The 15,427-nt window shown below is 61.0% G+C and carries 13 protein-coding genes; 11 read left to right on the top strand and 2 right to left on the bottom strand.

All coding sequences use genetic code 11. From position 1 onward, the window contains the following. The first annotated feature begins 27 nt into the window (after positions 1–27). The 8 genes from HGQ17_RS10265 to HGQ17_RS10230 all read left to right on the top strand — a co-directional run bounded on the left by HGQ17_RS10265 (position 28) and on the right by HGQ17_RS10230 (position 8,063). Positions 28–777, top strand: a complete 750-nt coding sequence (locus HGQ17_RS10265) for an alpha/beta fold hydrolase (RefSeq protein WP_211090591.1) — start codon at positions 28–30, stop codon at positions 775–777. 525 nt (positions 778–1,302) lie between these two features. Beyond that, complete coding sequence (locus tag HGQ17_RS10260) at positions 1,303–2,259, top strand: ABC transporter permease (protein ID WP_168887851.1); 957 nt, start codon at positions 1,303–1,305, stop codon at positions 2,257–2,259. 3 nt (positions 2,260–2,262) lie between these two features. Further along, positions 2,263–3,363: an ABC transporter permease gene (locus HGQ17_RS10255; protein WP_168887850.1), complete on the top strand. Its 1,101-nt coding sequence runs from the start codon at positions 2,263–2,265 to the stop codon at positions 3,361–3,363. A 7-nt stretch (positions 3,364–3,370) separates the two neighbouring features. After that, positions 3,371–4,510, top strand: coding sequence for an ABC transporter ATP-binding protein (locus tag HGQ17_RS10250; protein ID WP_168887849.1), 1,140 nt, complete (start codon positions 3,371–3,373; stop codon positions 4,508–4,510). Continuing rightward, a complete protein-coding gene (locus HGQ17_RS10245) occupies positions 4,507–5,364 on the top strand; it encodes an ABC transporter ATP-binding protein (protein WP_168887907.1) in 858 nt (285 codons plus the stop codon). Before HGQ17_RS10250 ends, HGQ17_RS10245 begins: the two co-directional genes overlap by 4 nt. A 40-nt stretch (positions 5,365–5,404) precedes the next feature. Beyond that, complete coding sequence (locus HGQ17_RS10240) at positions 5,405–6,346, top strand: MFS transporter (protein WP_168887848.1); 942 nt, start codon at positions 5,405–5,407, stop codon at positions 6,344–6,346. A 61-nt stretch (positions 6,347–6,407) separates the two neighbouring features. After that, positions 6,408–7,496: a C45 family autoproteolytic acyltransferase/hydolase gene (locus tag HGQ17_RS10235; protein WP_168887847.1), complete on the top strand. Its 1,089-nt coding sequence runs from the start codon at positions 6,408–6,410 to the stop codon at positions 7,494–7,496. 123 nt (positions 7,497–7,619) lie between these two features. Beyond that, entirely contained in the window at positions 7,620–8,063 is a 444-nt protein-coding gene (locus HGQ17_RS10230; RefSeq protein WP_168887846.1) for an ABC transporter substrate-binding protein, read from the top strand. 311 nt (positions 8,064–8,374) lie between these two features. Here the strand turns inward: HGQ17_RS10230 and HGQ17_RS10225 are convergent, their stop codons facing one another. Beyond that, the gene (locus HGQ17_RS10225; protein ID WP_168887845.1) at positions 8,375–9,151 is read right to left on the bottom strand and encodes an ABC transporter substrate-binding protein; all 777 of its coding nucleotides are present in this window, start codon (positions 9,149–9,151) and stop codon (positions 8,375–8,377) included. A gap of 361 nt (positions 9,152–9,512) precedes the next feature. Here HGQ17_RS10225 and HGQ17_RS10220 point away from each other — a divergent pair, with 361 nt between their 5' ends. From HGQ17_RS10220 to HGQ17_RS10210, 3 genes are all read left to right on the top strand, one after another. After that, positions 9,513–11,066 carry an ABC transporter substrate-binding protein gene (locus HGQ17_RS10220; protein WP_168887844.1) on the top strand — a complete coding sequence of 518 codons (1,554 nt, stop codon included), beginning with the start codon at positions 9,513–9,515 and terminating at the stop codon, positions 11,064–11,066. Positions 11,067–11,095: 29 nt separating this feature from the next. Next, complete coding sequence (locus HGQ17_RS10215; RefSeq protein ID WP_168887843.1) at positions 11,096–12,535, top strand: amidase; 1,440 nt, start codon at positions 11,096–11,098, stop codon at positions 12,533–12,535. 69 nt (positions 12,536–12,604) lie between these two features. After that, on the top strand, positions 12,605–14,158 hold the full coding sequence (locus HGQ17_RS10210; protein WP_168887842.1) for an ABC transporter substrate-binding protein: 1,554 nt from the start codon (positions 12,605–12,607) through the stop codon (positions 14,156–14,158). A gap of 5 nt (positions 14,159–14,163) precedes the next feature. On the opposite strand, the gene HGQ17_RS10205 is transcribed toward HGQ17_RS10210, so the two are convergent. Beyond that, a complete protein-coding gene (locus tag HGQ17_RS10205; RefSeq protein ID WP_168887841.1) occupies positions 14,164–15,426 on the bottom strand; it encodes an amidohydrolase in 1,263 nt (420 codons plus the stop codon). Position 15,427 lies beyond the last annotated feature (1 nt).

The following is a 15,427-nucleotide window of genomic DNA, read 5'->3' as shown; positions in this document are numbered from 1 at the left end:
AGGAGAAGGACAATCGAGGCCATCGCCGTGGGCAGCCTCCGGGCCTACTGTCAGGGGTCGGGTCAACCGCTGCTGCTGATCCCCGGCCTGGCCGGCAAGGCGCAGGTCTGGCAGGCGGTGGTGGGGAGGCTGGCTGATCAGTACCAGATTATCAGTTTCGATCATCCCGGAATGGGAGGCAGTGCTTCCAACGGCCAGCAGAGCATCGAGGGCATCCTCGCGGCCGCACTAGATGTCCTGGATGACTTCGCAGTGGAGAATGCTCATATCGTGGGGCATTCCACCGGGAGCCTGGTGGCTCAGGCCATCGCTCTGGATCACCCCGGGCGAATGAAGAGCCTTGTGCTCAGCAGTGGCTGGGCTGCCGTCGATCAGCGGTTCCGAGATCTCTTCCAGATGCGCAAATCAGTGCTGCAGCACCTCGGGGCAGAAGCATATGAGAACCTCGGCGCCCTGCTGGGGCTGCCTCCCGGCAGTTATTCCAGAGCGCAGCCCCCGCCTGCCGAAGACCACCAGCGGTACCAAACGATTATGGCAGAGCGGATAGATATGCTCCTGAACTACAGCCGAGCATCAGAAATGGGAACCATCAGCCACCCCACACTGGTCATCAGTTCCACAGATGACTGGCTGGTCCCACCCCACCACTCACGCGAACTGGCAGAGGCTATCCCCGGCGCAGACCTGAGGGAGCTATCCGGTGGTCACTTCCCGCAGGTGTTAGACCCAGAGGGCTATGCCCAGGCGCTCCGCGAGTTCCTCTCAACCGCTCCCTAGACGCGTAACGCAGAGGCGAAAATCGAAATCAGTGCCATAGGGCCTGGGGCTTAGCCACAGATAGCCAGGTGCACTCTTTTCCCAAGCTCGGGGGCTTCAGCGCCCGGAGATAGCAACTCTGTCCATCTACCCGTAGTCACGCTGGCCCAAGCCTGCTCAACGCTCCAGCAGTTTTCCTCTCATGTGGACTATCGGTCTAATGCCTCTGGGAGGCTCGGAGCTGTTCGGAGTCGAGTAAAACCGCTGTTACACCGTGGGTGCGATACGGGGCTATGCGTTAAGCCTGCGTTACATGATTGGCTCAGATGGGGTATTTGTTCGGCAATCGCGGCTTCGACTGCCCTAGGCTCAAACGCATCGCACTCAGAGAGGCTGTGGTTCGACCCTTGAGCTGCAGACTTCCTGCTATCGTGACCTGTGACACAAGATTTGAGGGGGTGTTCTCCAGCCTTGGTTGCAGTGCAGAGAACTGACTTAAAAGAGTCGTCTCCCGGACCTCAACAACACTTCGGAGGTACATAAACCATGGCGGGTTATTTGCTGCAGCGAGCCTTGGCGCTGGTGCCGGTGCTGGCTGTGGTTTCTGTGGTCACCTTTGGTCTCATCTACTTCATGCCTGGAGATGCGGCCGCGACCATGTTGGGACCAGAGGCCACTCAGGAACAGATCGAAGCGCTGCGCGAGTCACTGGGACTCAATGACCCCATCTGGGTCCAGTTCTGGTCCTGGCTGACCGCCGCAGTGACCGGGGATCTCGGAACATCGATCTTTATGAACCGACCGGTCACCGAGGTGCTGATGGATGCCCTGGGACCGACGATCCACCTGGCCATTCAGGCCCAGCTGCTGGCCATCATCATCGGCGTCCCCGCCGGCATCCTGGCCGCCCGTAAGCAGGGCACCGGAACAGACCAGACCGTCATGGTCGGTGCGCTGATGGGTATTTCGGTACCCAGCTTCCTCCTGGGTCTGTTCCTGATGCTGCTCTTCGGCGTGATCCTGGGCTGGCTGCCAGTGGCCGGGTACCGACCGATTGAGGACGGCATCGGAGAATCCCTGCAATATCTGGCCCTACCGACTATCGCCTTGGGCGCCATGCAGGCGGCACTGATCGCACGTATGACCCGTACAGCAATGCTGGACACCTTCTCGAAGAACTACATGAAAACCGCGAAGGCCAAGGGGCTCAAAGACCGTGTGAGCCTCTATAAGCACGCATTGCGCAACGCATCCCTTCCGATCATCACCACAATCGGTCAGACACTGGGCACGCTGGTGGCTGGAGCTGCCGTGGTCGAGACAGTCTTCAACATTCCCGGCATCGGACAGCTGATCGTCAACTCTGTGGAACGCCGCGATGTGGTTGTTATCCAGGGCGTAGTCCTGATGATCGCGGTCTCCTATGTACTCATCAACTTCCTGGTCGACATTCTCTACAGTGTGTTGGACCCCCGGGTTCGGTTCACAGGAGGGGACTCCTAAGCCATGTCTACAGAAAACGATCCCCGCGCAGGGGCAGCAGGAGCCTCCGGACCGGCTGGCAAGGACGATATAACCGTCGGCTCGCTCAACCGGTTCAACAAGACCCGCTCACGCCGGTCAAAGTTCCTGCGGCGCTTCGCAGCCCATAAACTCGCCATCACCGGCGGGACCATCCTGACCTTCGTGGCACTGGTGGCGATCTTCGGCCCAATGCTGACCGGCTCGCCCACAGCAGTGGATGCCGCCAACCGTCTGCAGGGACCCTCTGCCGACCACTGGTTCGGCACCGATAACTACGGCCGCGACGTGCTGGCCCGAGTGGTTGAGGGAGCACGAGTATCCCTGCTGGTCGGTGCCATCACCGCGCTGCTGACCTCAATCTTCGGCCTGGCCATCGGTCTCTATGCGGCCTATAACCGAGTCGCCGATGCCATCCTGATGCGCATCTCCGATGGACTGATGGCCTTCCCCGGCATCCTCTTGGCGATCGCCATCATGGCAGCACTGGGGCAGCATTCCACCAACGTCGTCATCGCTTTGACCATCGTCTTCACCCCGTATGTCGCACGTATCGTGCGCTCCTCGGCTCTGGTGGTCAAAGAACAGACCTTCATTGAGGCACTCCACGCCCAGGGAGCCTCCCGGAGCCGGATCATCTGGATCAATATGGCCCCGAACGTGCTGTCCCCGATGATCGTTCAGGCAACCTTTGTCTTCGCCGACTCCATCATCACCGAGGCCGCATTGAGCTTCCTGGGCGCCGGTGTTCCGCCGCCAGCTCCCTCCTGGGGCAATATGCTCCTCGACGGTAAGACCGTCATCTACAACGCCTGGTGGATGACCCTGTTCCCCGGCCTGTTCATCATGGCCACCATCCTGGCGATCAACCTCCTCGGTGATGGTCTGCGCGACCTCCTCGACCCGACCTATAAGGGCAAGGGCGCCACCGGCCGGAAGAAGCGCAAGGCAGCCAAGAAGGCAGCCGAAGCAGCAGCCGCTCAGCGTGAGAAGGAAGCCGTCGGCGGTACCCAGCCAGTGGTGCCAGCTCAGGCAACTCGAGCTGCCGAATTTGAGACCACATCACGACGACCCGAAGGACAGTGAGCCCACAATGAGCAATCTGCTGGAGGTAGCGGACCTGCGGACCAGCTTCGCCACGGAAGACGGCGTGGTCACCGCCGTCGACGGCGTCTCGTTCAGCGTCGAACGTGGTGAGGTCCTGGGCATCGTAGGCGAATCGGGCTGCGGAAAATCCGTCACCGCCGAATCGATTATGCGCCTATTGGACGAGGACTCGACGACCTATGAGGGCGAGGTGCTCTTCGACGGAGGCACCGATCTGCTGAACCTGCCCGATGATGAGATGCGCCGCTTCCGCGGTGGACGGCTCGGGATGATCTTCCAGGATCCGATGAGCTCTCTGAACCCGGTCTACACCATCGGCAACCAGCTGATCGAGGCCCTGCGGACCCATACCGATCTCGATAAGAAGGCCGCCTATTCACGGGCGGTGGAGATGCTGACCCTGACTCGCATCCCCGATCCGGAACTGCGCATGAAGCAGTATCCGCATCAGCTCTCCGGCGGGCAGCGTCAGCGTGTGGTCATTGCCATGGCGCTGTGCTGTGAGCCGGATCTGATCATCGCCGATGAGCCCACAACAGCCCTGGACGTGACCACCCAGGCCAAAATCCTGGAACTGATGGCTGATCTTCGCCATAAATCCGATGCCGGCACACTGTTCATCACCCATGACCTCGGTGTGGTGGCAGAGATCTGTGACCGCGTCATCGTGATGTATCTGGGACAGGTCATCGAAGACACTGACGTCCACACTCTCTTCAACACCCCCGCCCACCCCTATACCCGCGGGCTGCTGGCCTCCACACCATCAGTGGAGACTGACAACTCGCAGGACCTGCCGATCATCCCGGGCGCCGTCCCGACCCTGAAGCAGGTTCCCTATGGCTGCCGGTTCGCAGCACGCTGCCCCTTCGCCATCGAGGCCTGCCGGGAAGCGCCGGTTGAGCTGCGCGAATATGCTGGTGAGGACGCCGTTGAAGGTGTAGGTCATAAAGTCCGCTGCATCCGGGCCGAGGAGATCCCCGGGCTCATCGCCGAGCAGGAACGCCGCGGTGGGGAGTCCGCGGACGGGTTCGCCACGGATATCGCAGAGGCGGAGGAGGCACCCACCGAGGCCGCGGAGCACGCTGAGGCTGAGATGAAGGCCGCCGAGGAGGACCAGAAATGAGCACAGCCACCGCTGAGCCGCAGGGCACAACCAGCCTGGGGGAGGACCGCACCCCGGTCCTGACCGCACGGGGACTGACCAAGAAGTTCGTCTCCCGCAGCTCCCTGGGGTTCAAAAAGGGCGAAGTCACCGCCGTGGACAATATCGACCTGGACCTCTACCGGGGCGAGACCTATGGTCTGGTCGGCGAATCCGGCTCCGGTAAGTCCACCACGGGGCGACTGCTGCAGGGTCTGATCATTCCCACCGAAGGGACAATCACCCTCGACGGCGAGGAGCTGGACGCCACCGATAAGAAGGGGTCCAAGCACCTTCGCCGGGATATCCAGATGATCTTCCAGGACCCGCATTCCTCCCTCAACCCGCGTCGTCGTATCCGCCAGATTCTGGAGGAGGCGCTACTGATTGTCGGAGAGCGGGATAAGAAGGTCATCAAGGAACGCATCCGGGAGTCGCTGGAAGCTGTGGGCTTCAACGAAGAGCATGCCGAGCGCTTCCCCCATGAGTTCTCCGGAGGCCAACGCCAGCGCATCGGTATCGCACGAGCGCTGATGGTTTCACCCAAAGTGCTGATCTGCGATGAGCCGGTTTCGGCACTGGATGTCTCGATCCAGGCGCAGGTGCTTAACCTGCTGCGCAAGCTCCAGCGGGAACGTGGTCTGACCTACCTCTTCATCTCCCACGATATGAGTGTGGTCCGCTACCTCGCCGACCGGGTGGGAGTGATGCTCAAGGGCAAACTCGTGGAGCAGAACACCGCCGATGAGCTCTACAACAACCCTCAGCATGAGTACACCCAGGAACTGCTGAGCTCTGTTCCCATCGAACATCCCAGCCAGCGCGGTCAGAAGTAAGCAGCATATAGAGGTTCACCTAAGAACGGAGTGATGTGAGGTGGGGCAGAAGACCCGAACACCTGCGGGTCGCTCCTCTCTCACGTGGCTGTGGTGCCTGACCCTGGCTGCGGTTCTGGTGATGGGCGCGATCTCGCTGGTCCGCCCGATGACCACCTATAAGCTTCTGGCCCTGGATGCCGGGGGTTTCACCATTGGGTGGATCGGTGCCCTGTATTCGCTGCTGCCGCTGTTCTGCATCTTCTACCTCGGCGGAAGGGCCCAACGAGCCCCCTCCCTGAAGCCGTTGCTGATCGGTGGATCCGTCACGGTCGCAGCCGGCTCAGCCCTATTGGCGGTCAGCGGCAATATCCCCATGGTGGCCCTGGGCACCGTAGTGGTCGGGATGGGGCAGTTGATCTTCGCCATCGCGGGACAGGCCACCATCGCGCGGTTCGCTGCCAATAATCAGCTGGATCTGGCCTTCGGATGGTTCACCGCAGGATTCTCCACCGGTCAGATGCTGGGCCCGATCGCCGGGGGAGTGATGCTGGGAGAGGCGACCACGGGTGCAGCCGGACACGCAGATATCGATGTGACCCTGTGGGTCGGTGCAGCGGCCGCCGGTGCTGTTCTGATCATCCTGTTGGCAGCCGGGCGCATTTTCCGAGCCCCAGTTCCGGTGGCCAAGGAGGAGACAACCAAGGAGCCGGAATCTAAGCCCAGGCTGCTGCAGCTCCTCAAGGTCCCCAAAATGCCCTCCTACATCCTGGCTTCGGTGGCGCTGCTGGCGATGGTGGACATGCTGATGACCTTCCTGCCTCTGCTGGGCGAAGCAGCTGGTGTCTCACCGTTTTGGATCGGTATCCCCCTGGCAGCCGGGGCACTGGCGGGACTTTGGGGCCCGGCAGCGCCGATCTGGCTGGCCTGTTCCCTGGTGCTCGGCTCAGGCGCCCAGCAACTGGTGCCGCAGGGTAAGCCTCAGGGAAAACCTCCGGACTAGGGGCCAGAAGCACAGCGGAGACCGTGACTGAACACAGTATGAAAAGCAGAGGTGAGAAGTGATGTTTTACCAATACGACCAGGTGGAAGCAGTCTCAGGAAATTTCAGCCACCACCAATTGGGCAGGGACCTCGGTGAGCGGTTCAGCCGCCAGATCAGTGACAATATCGCCGATTACGAACGGTTCCTGACTGCCCGGGCCATCAGTGCCGAGACCCGGCAGGAGGTTATCGACCGAATCCGCGGGAACCTTAGGACCTGGGCGCCCCATATGTTGGAAGAAATGCAGGGAATCGCCGCGGGGGCGGGGTGTCAGTTGGAGGACATTATCGCCCTGAACTCCCGGACAGAACTCTTGGCAGCCGCACCTCCGGCTGGCGAAGGGGAATGTTCTACAGCTGTTCTGCTGCCCCAGGATGGCAGCGCTCCGCGAACCGTGCAGACCTGGGACTGGATCGAAGACCTCAATAAGGACATGCTCATCCGGCGCTATCCCACCCCCAGTGGCCGGACGGTGACAACTTTCGCGGAGTTCGGCCAGCTCGCCAAGATCGGCGTGAACTCCGAAGGGCTGGGAAACCATTTCAATATCCTCAACCACCAGACCGATGGACAGGGATCCGGGGTGCCCGTGCATCTGGTGGCCAAGCGGATTCTGGATGAGGCTTCCACGGTGGAGGAGGCCGTGGCCATCGCTGAAGCCGCGAATCTAGAGGCATCGACGGTCATCACAGTTGTCGCCGATGGCCAGGCAGGCCCCCAAGCAGCCTGCGTGGAGCTCTCCCCGCAGGGTACTGCAGCACTGCATGCAGAGGTGGGGCGTCCACTGGTTCACACCAACCACTTCGTGGATCCCCAATTGGCAGCCGGCGAACAGCCGAACACCCTGTCCACCACACATGACCGCTACCAATGCGCAGCCGACCACGGTGAGGTCGTGATGAGCATTGCTGACGACCTCGAACGGGCAAGACAGTTCACCGCAACCGATTTCCCCGTGGATGTGAAACCCGACCTCAGCAAACCCTGGTTCCAGCAGATACGGACCAAAGCAACGGTCGTGGTCGACGTCGTCAATTCCCAGCTGCACTGCTGTCCCGGCAGCGCCTCACGCATCTCAGAGGAGGAATGGATCACCTACCCCGCCTGAAAACTGCCTCGCTATCGAGATCAAGGATCATCAATGAACCGTTTCGCCGCGCCATGAGCAGCCCTCAGCACTGTCCTAGTCCTCAGCGCCTGCGGAGGAGGTAACGCAGGGGGAGAGGCCGCCGTGGGAGGAGAGTTCAATATCGCCTGGAACGCCCAGCCACCATCGATGGACCCCATGGTGACCACGGCGAACTCCACGCGCGACATCTCCAGGAACGTCTTCGAGCAGCTGGTCACGATCGATGCAAATGGTGAGGTGCAACCTGTCCTTGCTGAGGACTATGAAGTCTCCGAGGATGGCGAAGTTCTGACCTTCATACTGCGTGAGGGCGTGACCTTTCATGATGGTTCTACGATGCAGGCCGAGGACGTGGAGGCCTCCATTGAGCGGTGGCTGACGACTTCGGGACTGGCCAGTCAATATTTCGAAGGACCGGAGAGTACGACGCCGCCACAGACGTCCCACGGGACAATATGGAGATGCTGGAGGCAGATGAGGAGCTCCACCTCGAAGTCGCGGAGACAGGATACGCCCTGGCGATCTTCAACAAAGCTGAGGGCATGATGACCGACCCCTTGATGTGCGACGCGATGATGGCCATTGCCGAGCCCGAGGGGATCCTTGCCGCCGCGTACACCAGCGAGGAGTTCTACGAGATCGGAGGTGGTCTCCTTCCTTGCGGAATCCCTGCTGGAAGAAGCCGGCTACGACGGCGAAGTCGTCCGCCTTATCACCACACGGGACTACGAGGACCTCTACAACATGTCAGTGGTCCTCCAGCAGCAGTTGGAGGACGCCGGGGTCAATACCGACATGGTCGTTGCAGACTGGCCCACGGTGACCAGCGAACTGGACTCCGCCGAGGGCTGGGAAATCTACATCATAACGGCCTCGCGCATGGTCTCATCGGCCAGTGGGCCCTCTGCCTTATTGAAGACACCGATGGCGGGGCCAGCTTCACCAGAGATGAGCTCGGTTTCGGGGTTGTCCTCAATCATCTCGGTGTTGTCATAAGGGACGGACTCGATCCAGTCGTACTCGCCGGAGTTCAGACCGTTGATCCGGGTGGAGGAGTCACTGACGAAGTGAACGATGATCTCCTCGAAATTCGCCGATTTCGCACCGGCCAGACCACTGGGATCCTCATCCCGGGTGGCGTAGTCCTCGAAGCGTTCCATCACGATGTACTGATCGGCCACCCATTCACCCCATTGATAAGGGCCGGTGCCGATATGTTCTTCCACATTGGTGCTGGCCTCATCGAGGTCATCTAAGATCTCGGCGGGCATGATCATCGGCAGCTGCGCAGGTTCTACCAGCATCACCGGAGCCAGGGCCATCGGTTCGACCAGAGTAATAGTGACCGTCTGCTCGTCAACTGCTTCGATCTCGGCCTCCGAGAAATAGTCCACCCCCAGATTGGAGACCTCCGCCCATCGCTCTAGAGAGGCGACGACGTCGTCGACGGTCATGGTCTCCCCGTTGTGGAAGGGCACATCCTCCCGCATGGTCAGGGTGAGAACCGTATTGTCCTCACTCATTTCGTAGTCCTCAGCCAGCATGGGCTGGACCTCGCCGTCAGCATCCAGAACCAGCGGCGGTTCGTACATCAGCATGGAGGTATTACGGGTGACCGAGGCGGTCGTGGGCACCGGATCCATCGAGGGCGGCTGGCCCCATATGCGAGGTTGATCTCCTCAGCCACAGCACCATCACCACTGGCTGCTCCATTGCCACCACCGCCTCCGCAGGCGGTCAGCGCCAAAGCACAAACTATGACCGTGAAATGGCGAGCGGCTCACCATGCCGAATGGTCAAACAGTCTATGCATGGCATATGCGGCCCCGCCTGCTCCAAGTTAGCATTAGCCCCTGACAATTAGTCTTTTTACGCGGGTGAAACAGGGCGGAAACTCAACCGTGCGGGATATCGTAAATACTGTCGCTCAAGTCAGATCAAGAGTTTCTGTCTAGTTCAGAGGCTCGCAGACAAAGACCACAAATGAGGAAACCGATGAAGACTTCACGAAGTGTTGCAGCACTCTCCGTTCTCGCCCTCGGGCTCAGTGCTTGTGGGGGAGGGGACAACGGTGGAGGCGGCGAGGTCGGCGATGAGTTCAACATCGCTTGGAACGCCCAGCCGCCCACTCTGGATCCACTGCTCACGACGGCGAACACCACTCGCGATATCGCCCGGAACTTCTACGAGCCCATCATCACCATGGGAAACGACGGCGAACCGCATCCGGTGCTGGCCGAATCATTCGAGCTCTCCGACGATCACTCTGAACTGACCTTCACCCTGCGTGACGATGTGACATTCCACGATGGCGAGCCCATGACCGAAGAGGACGTCATCGCCTCCATCGAACGGTGGATCGAGCTCACCTCAGTCGGTCAGTCCTTCTTCGAGGGAACCGAGATCGATTCCCCTGAGGACGGCGTGGTCACTATGCACCTGCCCGAGCCGATGTTCGCCGCCCCGCTGCTGATGGCGGATCAGTCCCAGGTACCTGTGATCATGAAGGCTGAGATCATCGCCGAAGCCGATTCCGACGGGGTGCCAGAACACATCGGAACCGGTCCCTTCGAAATGGTCGAATGGGCGACCGACCAGCATGTCCACCTCGAGCGATTCGAGGACTACACATCCCCTGAAGGAGAGCCCAATGGTGACGCCGGCAGCCGTGAACCCGGCGTCGATACCATCTACTACCACTTCGTCTCCGACTCATCCACACGCGTCTCCGGTATGCAGACCGGAGAGTACGACGCCGCCGACTGGATCCCCTGGGACAACGCTGATGTGATCCAGGACGACCCCAATCTTGAACTTTCAGTGGGAGACTACGGGCCCTCCTCAGCCATCCTCAATAAGGCTGAAGGACAGTTGGCCGATATCAATATGCGTCGAGCCATCCTGGCCGCCGTCGACCCCGATGAGGCTTTGCAGGCAGCCTACGCTTCTGAAGAACTCTACGGCGACAGCGGTGCCTTCGTACCCGAGGACTCCCCCTGGTACGTGGAGCCAGCCGATGACCTGCGGACCAGTCTCGATGAAGATGTGGTCCAGGAATACCTGGAGGAAGCCGGCTACGACGGCGAACCCATCCGAATTCTGGCCAGCCGCGACTACGACCACCTCTACAACCTCTCGGTGGTGTTGCAGGACCAGCTCGAAGCACATGGGATCAACACAGACCTCCAGGTCACCGACTGGGCCACACTGACCAACGACCGTGAGAACCCCGAAGGCTGGGAAATCTTCATCACCGGAAACGGCTGGGGATCAGTTCCGGCCACCTTCCCCTTCCTGCTGCCCAGCTGGGCCGGATGGACCGAGAGCGAAGAGATCCAGGACGCCATCGACGCCATGATCTACCAGGCCAGCAGCGAGGACGAGGCCATTGCGGCCATGGATGAGCTGCAGGACGCCATCTACGACTACATCCCCGTAGTGAAGTTCGGCGACCAGATGAACCTCACCGCGGTGAGCACTGACTGGGAGGGCTACGAATACGGCTATATGTCCGGGGATATCTTCTACCGGGTCGCACCGGCCGAATAAGCCCGCGGAGCCCGAACACAGAGGGAGATATGACTGCAGAAACCGAAACCCGCGTAACCGGCCAGGAATGGGCAGGCAGCTCAGCAGCGGAACTCCGCACTGCCTATTCATCAGGAACTGCCACACCCACTGAGGTGCTGGCCGAGGTGCTGCAGCGGATCGAAACCGATAAACCCCTGAACCCCTATCACGCAGTCCTGGCACAGCAGGCCCAGGCCGCGGCGGAGGCCTCCGACCGCCGATGGGCACAGGGCCAGCCCGCAGGGCCCCTCGACGGTGTGCCGGTGACCATCAAAGAGAATATGCACTACCGAGGGGTCTCCTACCCGGGCGGATGGGCCGCGGAGAATCCGCCCATCGCCGAAACTGACTGCCCACTGGTCAGCCGGCTCAAAGAAGCCGGTGCGGTGATCGTCGGCTCAACCACCATGCCGGATCTCGGCATGCTCTCCTCGGGAGTCAGCTCACGGCACGGCATCACCAGGAATGCCTGGGACCCCTCATGGACCACCGGTGGGTCCTCAGCAGGTGCCGCCGTCACTGCCGCCGCAGGGCATGGGCCCATCCATATGGGCAGCGATATCGGTGGATCGGTCCGGCTGCCCGGCACCTGGAGCGGGCTGGCCACACTGAAACCATCCCATGGCCTGATTCCCCTCGATGCTCCCTACTACGGCCGGGCCGCTGGGCCGATGGCTCGTCGGACAGATGACCTCTACCTGGCTATGGCCACCACGGGGCAGTTCGACACCGCCGATACCACTGCCCAGCCGTATCCAGCCTGCGACTGGACCCCCAATGCGCTGGAGCCCAGGGGGCTGCGGGTCGGTCTGCAGCTCGACGGTGGACCGGGGCTGCCCACAGATCCCGAGGTGCGAACAACTGTAGAGGCTGCCGCTGAGAAGTTCGCCGAAGCAGGCGCGGAGATCGTTGAGATCTCGCCGATTGCCACCGATGAATACCTCACCGGCATCGACCAGTTCTGGCGTTCCCGGGCCTGGAGCCAGTATCGAGGGCTGGCTCCTGAGGAAAAGACAGTGGTCTTGGACTACATCGCTGAATGGGCCCAGGGCGGAGCCCAGGCGGACGGCGCCACTGCCGTCGAAGGCTATGAAGCCATGCTCGCCCTCGGCTCCCGAGCGCGGAATATGACAGCAGGTCTGGACCTGCTCCTATCACCGGTAACCCCTGTGCTGGCCTTCCCCGCGGAGCTCCCGATGCCCGATAACGACCCCTCCACACCCATGGCGCATATCTCCTATACCGTCCCGTTCAATATGTCCGGCCAGCCCTCGGGCAGCGTCAATGCCGGCCGCAGCGAGGACGGCCGCTGGATCGGACTGCAGCTCACCGGCCAGATGGGGCAGGACCCCACCGTGTTGGGGGCGATGAAATGGTGGGAAGCGGTGCGTGATGAAAGCGCTGCCCCCGCTTGGCAGGAATTGGAGCGGTCTCGCTATGGATATTAAGGGACTTCAGTGGTGAAATGTTACTACGCATTACCACTATCACTCAGCACCTAAAAGAAAGTTGTTCCCATGAGGAAATCAGCAGTACTGGCAACTGGAATGACCCTCGCTCTGGCACTGAGCGCCTGTGGAGGCGGAAACGGCGGCGATGCCGAGGGTGAGGGAGGCGGGGAATTCAATATCGCCTGGAACGCCCAGCCGCCCTCGATGGATCCCATGAAATCCACCGCCAACGCCACCCGCGACCTGGGGCGTCATATATACGAGCCCCTGGTCACCCTGGATGCCAATGACGAGGTGCAGCCAGTGCTGGCCGAGAGCTTCGAAATGGCTGAGGATAACCAGTCCATCACCTTCACGCTGCGCGAGGACGTTCCTTTCCACGACGGCGACATTATGGACGCAGAGGATGCGGTCGCCTCGGCCGAACGCTGGCTGGAGGAATCCGGCACCGCGGCGGCCTACTTCCCCGGAACTGAGGTGGAATCCCCTGAAGAGGGTGTGGTCACCATGACCTTCGAGGAACCAGTGCCCATGGCCCCGGTCCTGCTGGCCGATCAGAACATCTCGCTGGCAGTGATGAAGGCTGAGCTGCTTGAGGAAGCCGGACCCGATGGCGTGGAGGAGCATATCGGCACCGGCCCCTATGAACTGGGCGATTGGGCCACCGATCAGCACATCAGCTTCGAACGCTTCGAGGACTATGTCTCGCCCGAAGGGGAGAGCAGCGGAAGCGCCGGTGAGAAGAACCCCTATTTCGACACCATCACCTTCCACTTCGTCCCCGATGCCAGCACCCGTGTCGCCGGTATCCAATCAGGAGAGTACGACGCCGCGGCCTCCATCCCCTGGGATAACGCCGATATGTTCGATAACGACGACAACGTCAACCTCTCCGTGGACGAATCAGGCTTCACCATCGGCATCTACAACAAGGCCGAAGGACCGATGGCCGATGTCAATATGCGCCGTGCCGTGTTGGCTGCGATCGAACCCACTGAAAACCTCGATTCGGCATTCAACAGCTCCGAGTTCTACTCGGTCAGCGGGGCCCTGCTCCCGCAGGACTCCCCACTCTTCGTCGACGTGGATGAGGAACTGCAACAGGGCCGGGACCTCGATGCCGTTGAGGAATACCTCGAAGAAGCCGACTACGACGGTGAACCGGTCCGGCTGATCACAACCCGCGACTACGACCAGCTCTACAACCTCACCGTGGTGCTGCAGGATCAGCTGGAGGAAGCCGGGATCAACACCGAGATGAATGTCCACGACTGGCCCACAGTCAGCGAGGCGATCCAGACCCCCGATGACTGGGACATCTTCATCGACAGCCCCAGCTGGCGGGCCCTGCCGAACCTCCATAATCACCTGCAGCCGACCAATGCCGGCTGGACTGAGGATCAGGCCATCGAAACAGCCATGGACGCCATCATCCTGGCCGAGGACGATGACGAGGCCCGGGAAGCCATCGGCCAGCTCCATGAGGCCTATTACGACTATCTTCCCGCCGCCCGATTCGGCGATGGCGTGCTGGTCACCGCGCTGAGCAGCGACTACGAGGGCTTCGACTTCACCGCACCGTCAGGAGCCATCTACTACAACATGCGCCCGGCCGAGTAACTTACTCAGGGCTCCTGACGCACGACTGCTTCGAGGAGGTCCGTCCCATGGGATAGGGCCTCCTCGTGGAAGTCATAGGAGTGATGATGGGCAGGCGCATTGGCTTGATAAGCGCCGATGCGCATATACGCCCCGGTGCCGCCAGCTTTCTGAACCTCATGGATAAACAGGTGGGCGTCATCGCTGCCGGCTGTCGGACGAGCCGTCGGGGAGTAGTCAGTCACCCACGGAAGCGTCTTCACCGTTGAGGAGATCCGCTCGATCACCGCGTCATCGGGACGGGTGTTCACAGAACGGCCGTAGACATTCGTGGCGACATCAACGCCGTACATCTGTGCCGCCCCGCGAACCAGGGACTCAACCCGGCTGTCCATATCGGCGACGACGTCATTGTCCTCAGAGCGGACCTCATAGGTGATGGTCGCATCGGCCGGAATGATATTCGCCGAACCGCCGGCCTGGAATGTTCCGACATTGACTCGGGTATCGGTTGTGGAATAGCGGGGGAGACCCAGGATTCCCAATGACGCCTGAGCCGCGGCGGCCAGTGCATTCCGGCCCTTTTCCGGGGCGCCGGCGGCATGGGCCGGCTCTCCGGAGAAGGTGGCCCTCCACTTCGTAGTGGCCTTATGGTTCACGATGCCGCCGACAACAGTGCCCAGCGGCTGGTTGGCCTGATTATGAATCGCCAGCATGATCTCGACATCGGACACCGCACCAGCGGCGATCATCGGAATCGCCCCGCGCACACCCTCTTCAGCCGGCTGGAAGAGGAGCCTGACCTCCCCGGGGAAGTCCCCATCGGCCAGTCGGCTGGCCAAGGCCAAACCCATCACAGTATGACCATCATGTCCGCAGGCATGCATATAGGGGGTCTGAGAGCGGAACCCCTCCTGGTTGGGAAAATGGTCGCGGTCCTTGGTCTCATCAATGGGCAGAGCATCGATATCGCAGCGAATGCCCCAGACCGGTCCTGGGCGATTGCCGCGAAGTACGGCGATGATGGCTGTTCCCTGGTCACGGAGGAATTGGACCCGCTCCTTGCTCACACCCGCTTCGAAGGCACGTTCAGACCAGGCCTCATACTCTTCATCGGAAGGTTTCTCGAGGATCGCCTCAACATCCATGGCTTCAGCCCCACAGAGATAACGAACCCCCAGGTCATCTAGGGTGTCCATCACTAAGGATGCGGTGTGGAACTCCAGAAACCCGGGTTCTGCATGGGCGTGGATGCGGCGGCGAAGCGCCACCATGTCAGACAACTGCATA

Origin of the sequence: Nesterenkonia sedimenti (assembly GCF_012641515.1) — a bacterium.
Lineage (GTDB): Bacteria > Actinomycetota > Actinomycetes > Actinomycetales > Micrococcaceae > Nesterenkonia > Nesterenkonia sedimenti.
The sequence above is the reverse complement of the archived record's forward strand: the minus strand, read 5'-3'. Positions and strand labels throughout refer to the sequence as shown.

Coding starts and splice junctions, on each gene's coding strand:
- HGQ17_RS10260 (WP_168887851.1), top strand. CDS start 1,303: ATGGCGGGTTATTTGCTGCAGCGAGCCTTGGCGCTGGTGCCGGTGCTG.
- HGQ17_RS10255 (WP_168887850.1), top strand. CDS start 2,263: ATGTCTACAGAAAACGATCCCCGCGCAGGGGCAGCAGGAGCCTCCGGA.
- HGQ17_RS10250 (WP_168887849.1), top strand. CDS start 3,371: ATGAGCAATCTGCTGGAGGTAGCGGACCTGCGGACCAGCTTCGCCACG.
- HGQ17_RS10245 (WP_168887907.1), top strand. CDS start 4,507: ATGAGCACAGCCACCGCTGAGCCGCAGGGCACAACCAGCCTGGGGGAG.
- HGQ17_RS10235 (WP_168887847.1), top strand. CDS start 6,408: ATGTTTTACCAATACGACCAGGTGGAAGCAGTCTCAGGAAATTTCAGC.
- HGQ17_RS10220 (WP_168887844.1), top strand. CDS start 9,513: ATGAAGACTTCACGAAGTGTTGCAGCACTCTCCGTTCTCGCCCTCGGG.
- HGQ17_RS10215 (WP_168887843.1), top strand. CDS start 11,096: ATGACTGCAGAAACCGAAACCCGCGTAACCGGCCAGGAATGGGCAGGC.
- HGQ17_RS10210 (WP_168887842.1), top strand. CDS start 12,605: ATGAGGAAATCAGCAGTACTGGCAACTGGAATGACCCTCGCTCTGGCA.
- HGQ17_RS10205 (WP_168887841.1), bottom strand. CDS start 15,426: ATGCAGTTGTCTGACATGGTGGCGCTTCGCCGCCGCATCCACGCCCAT.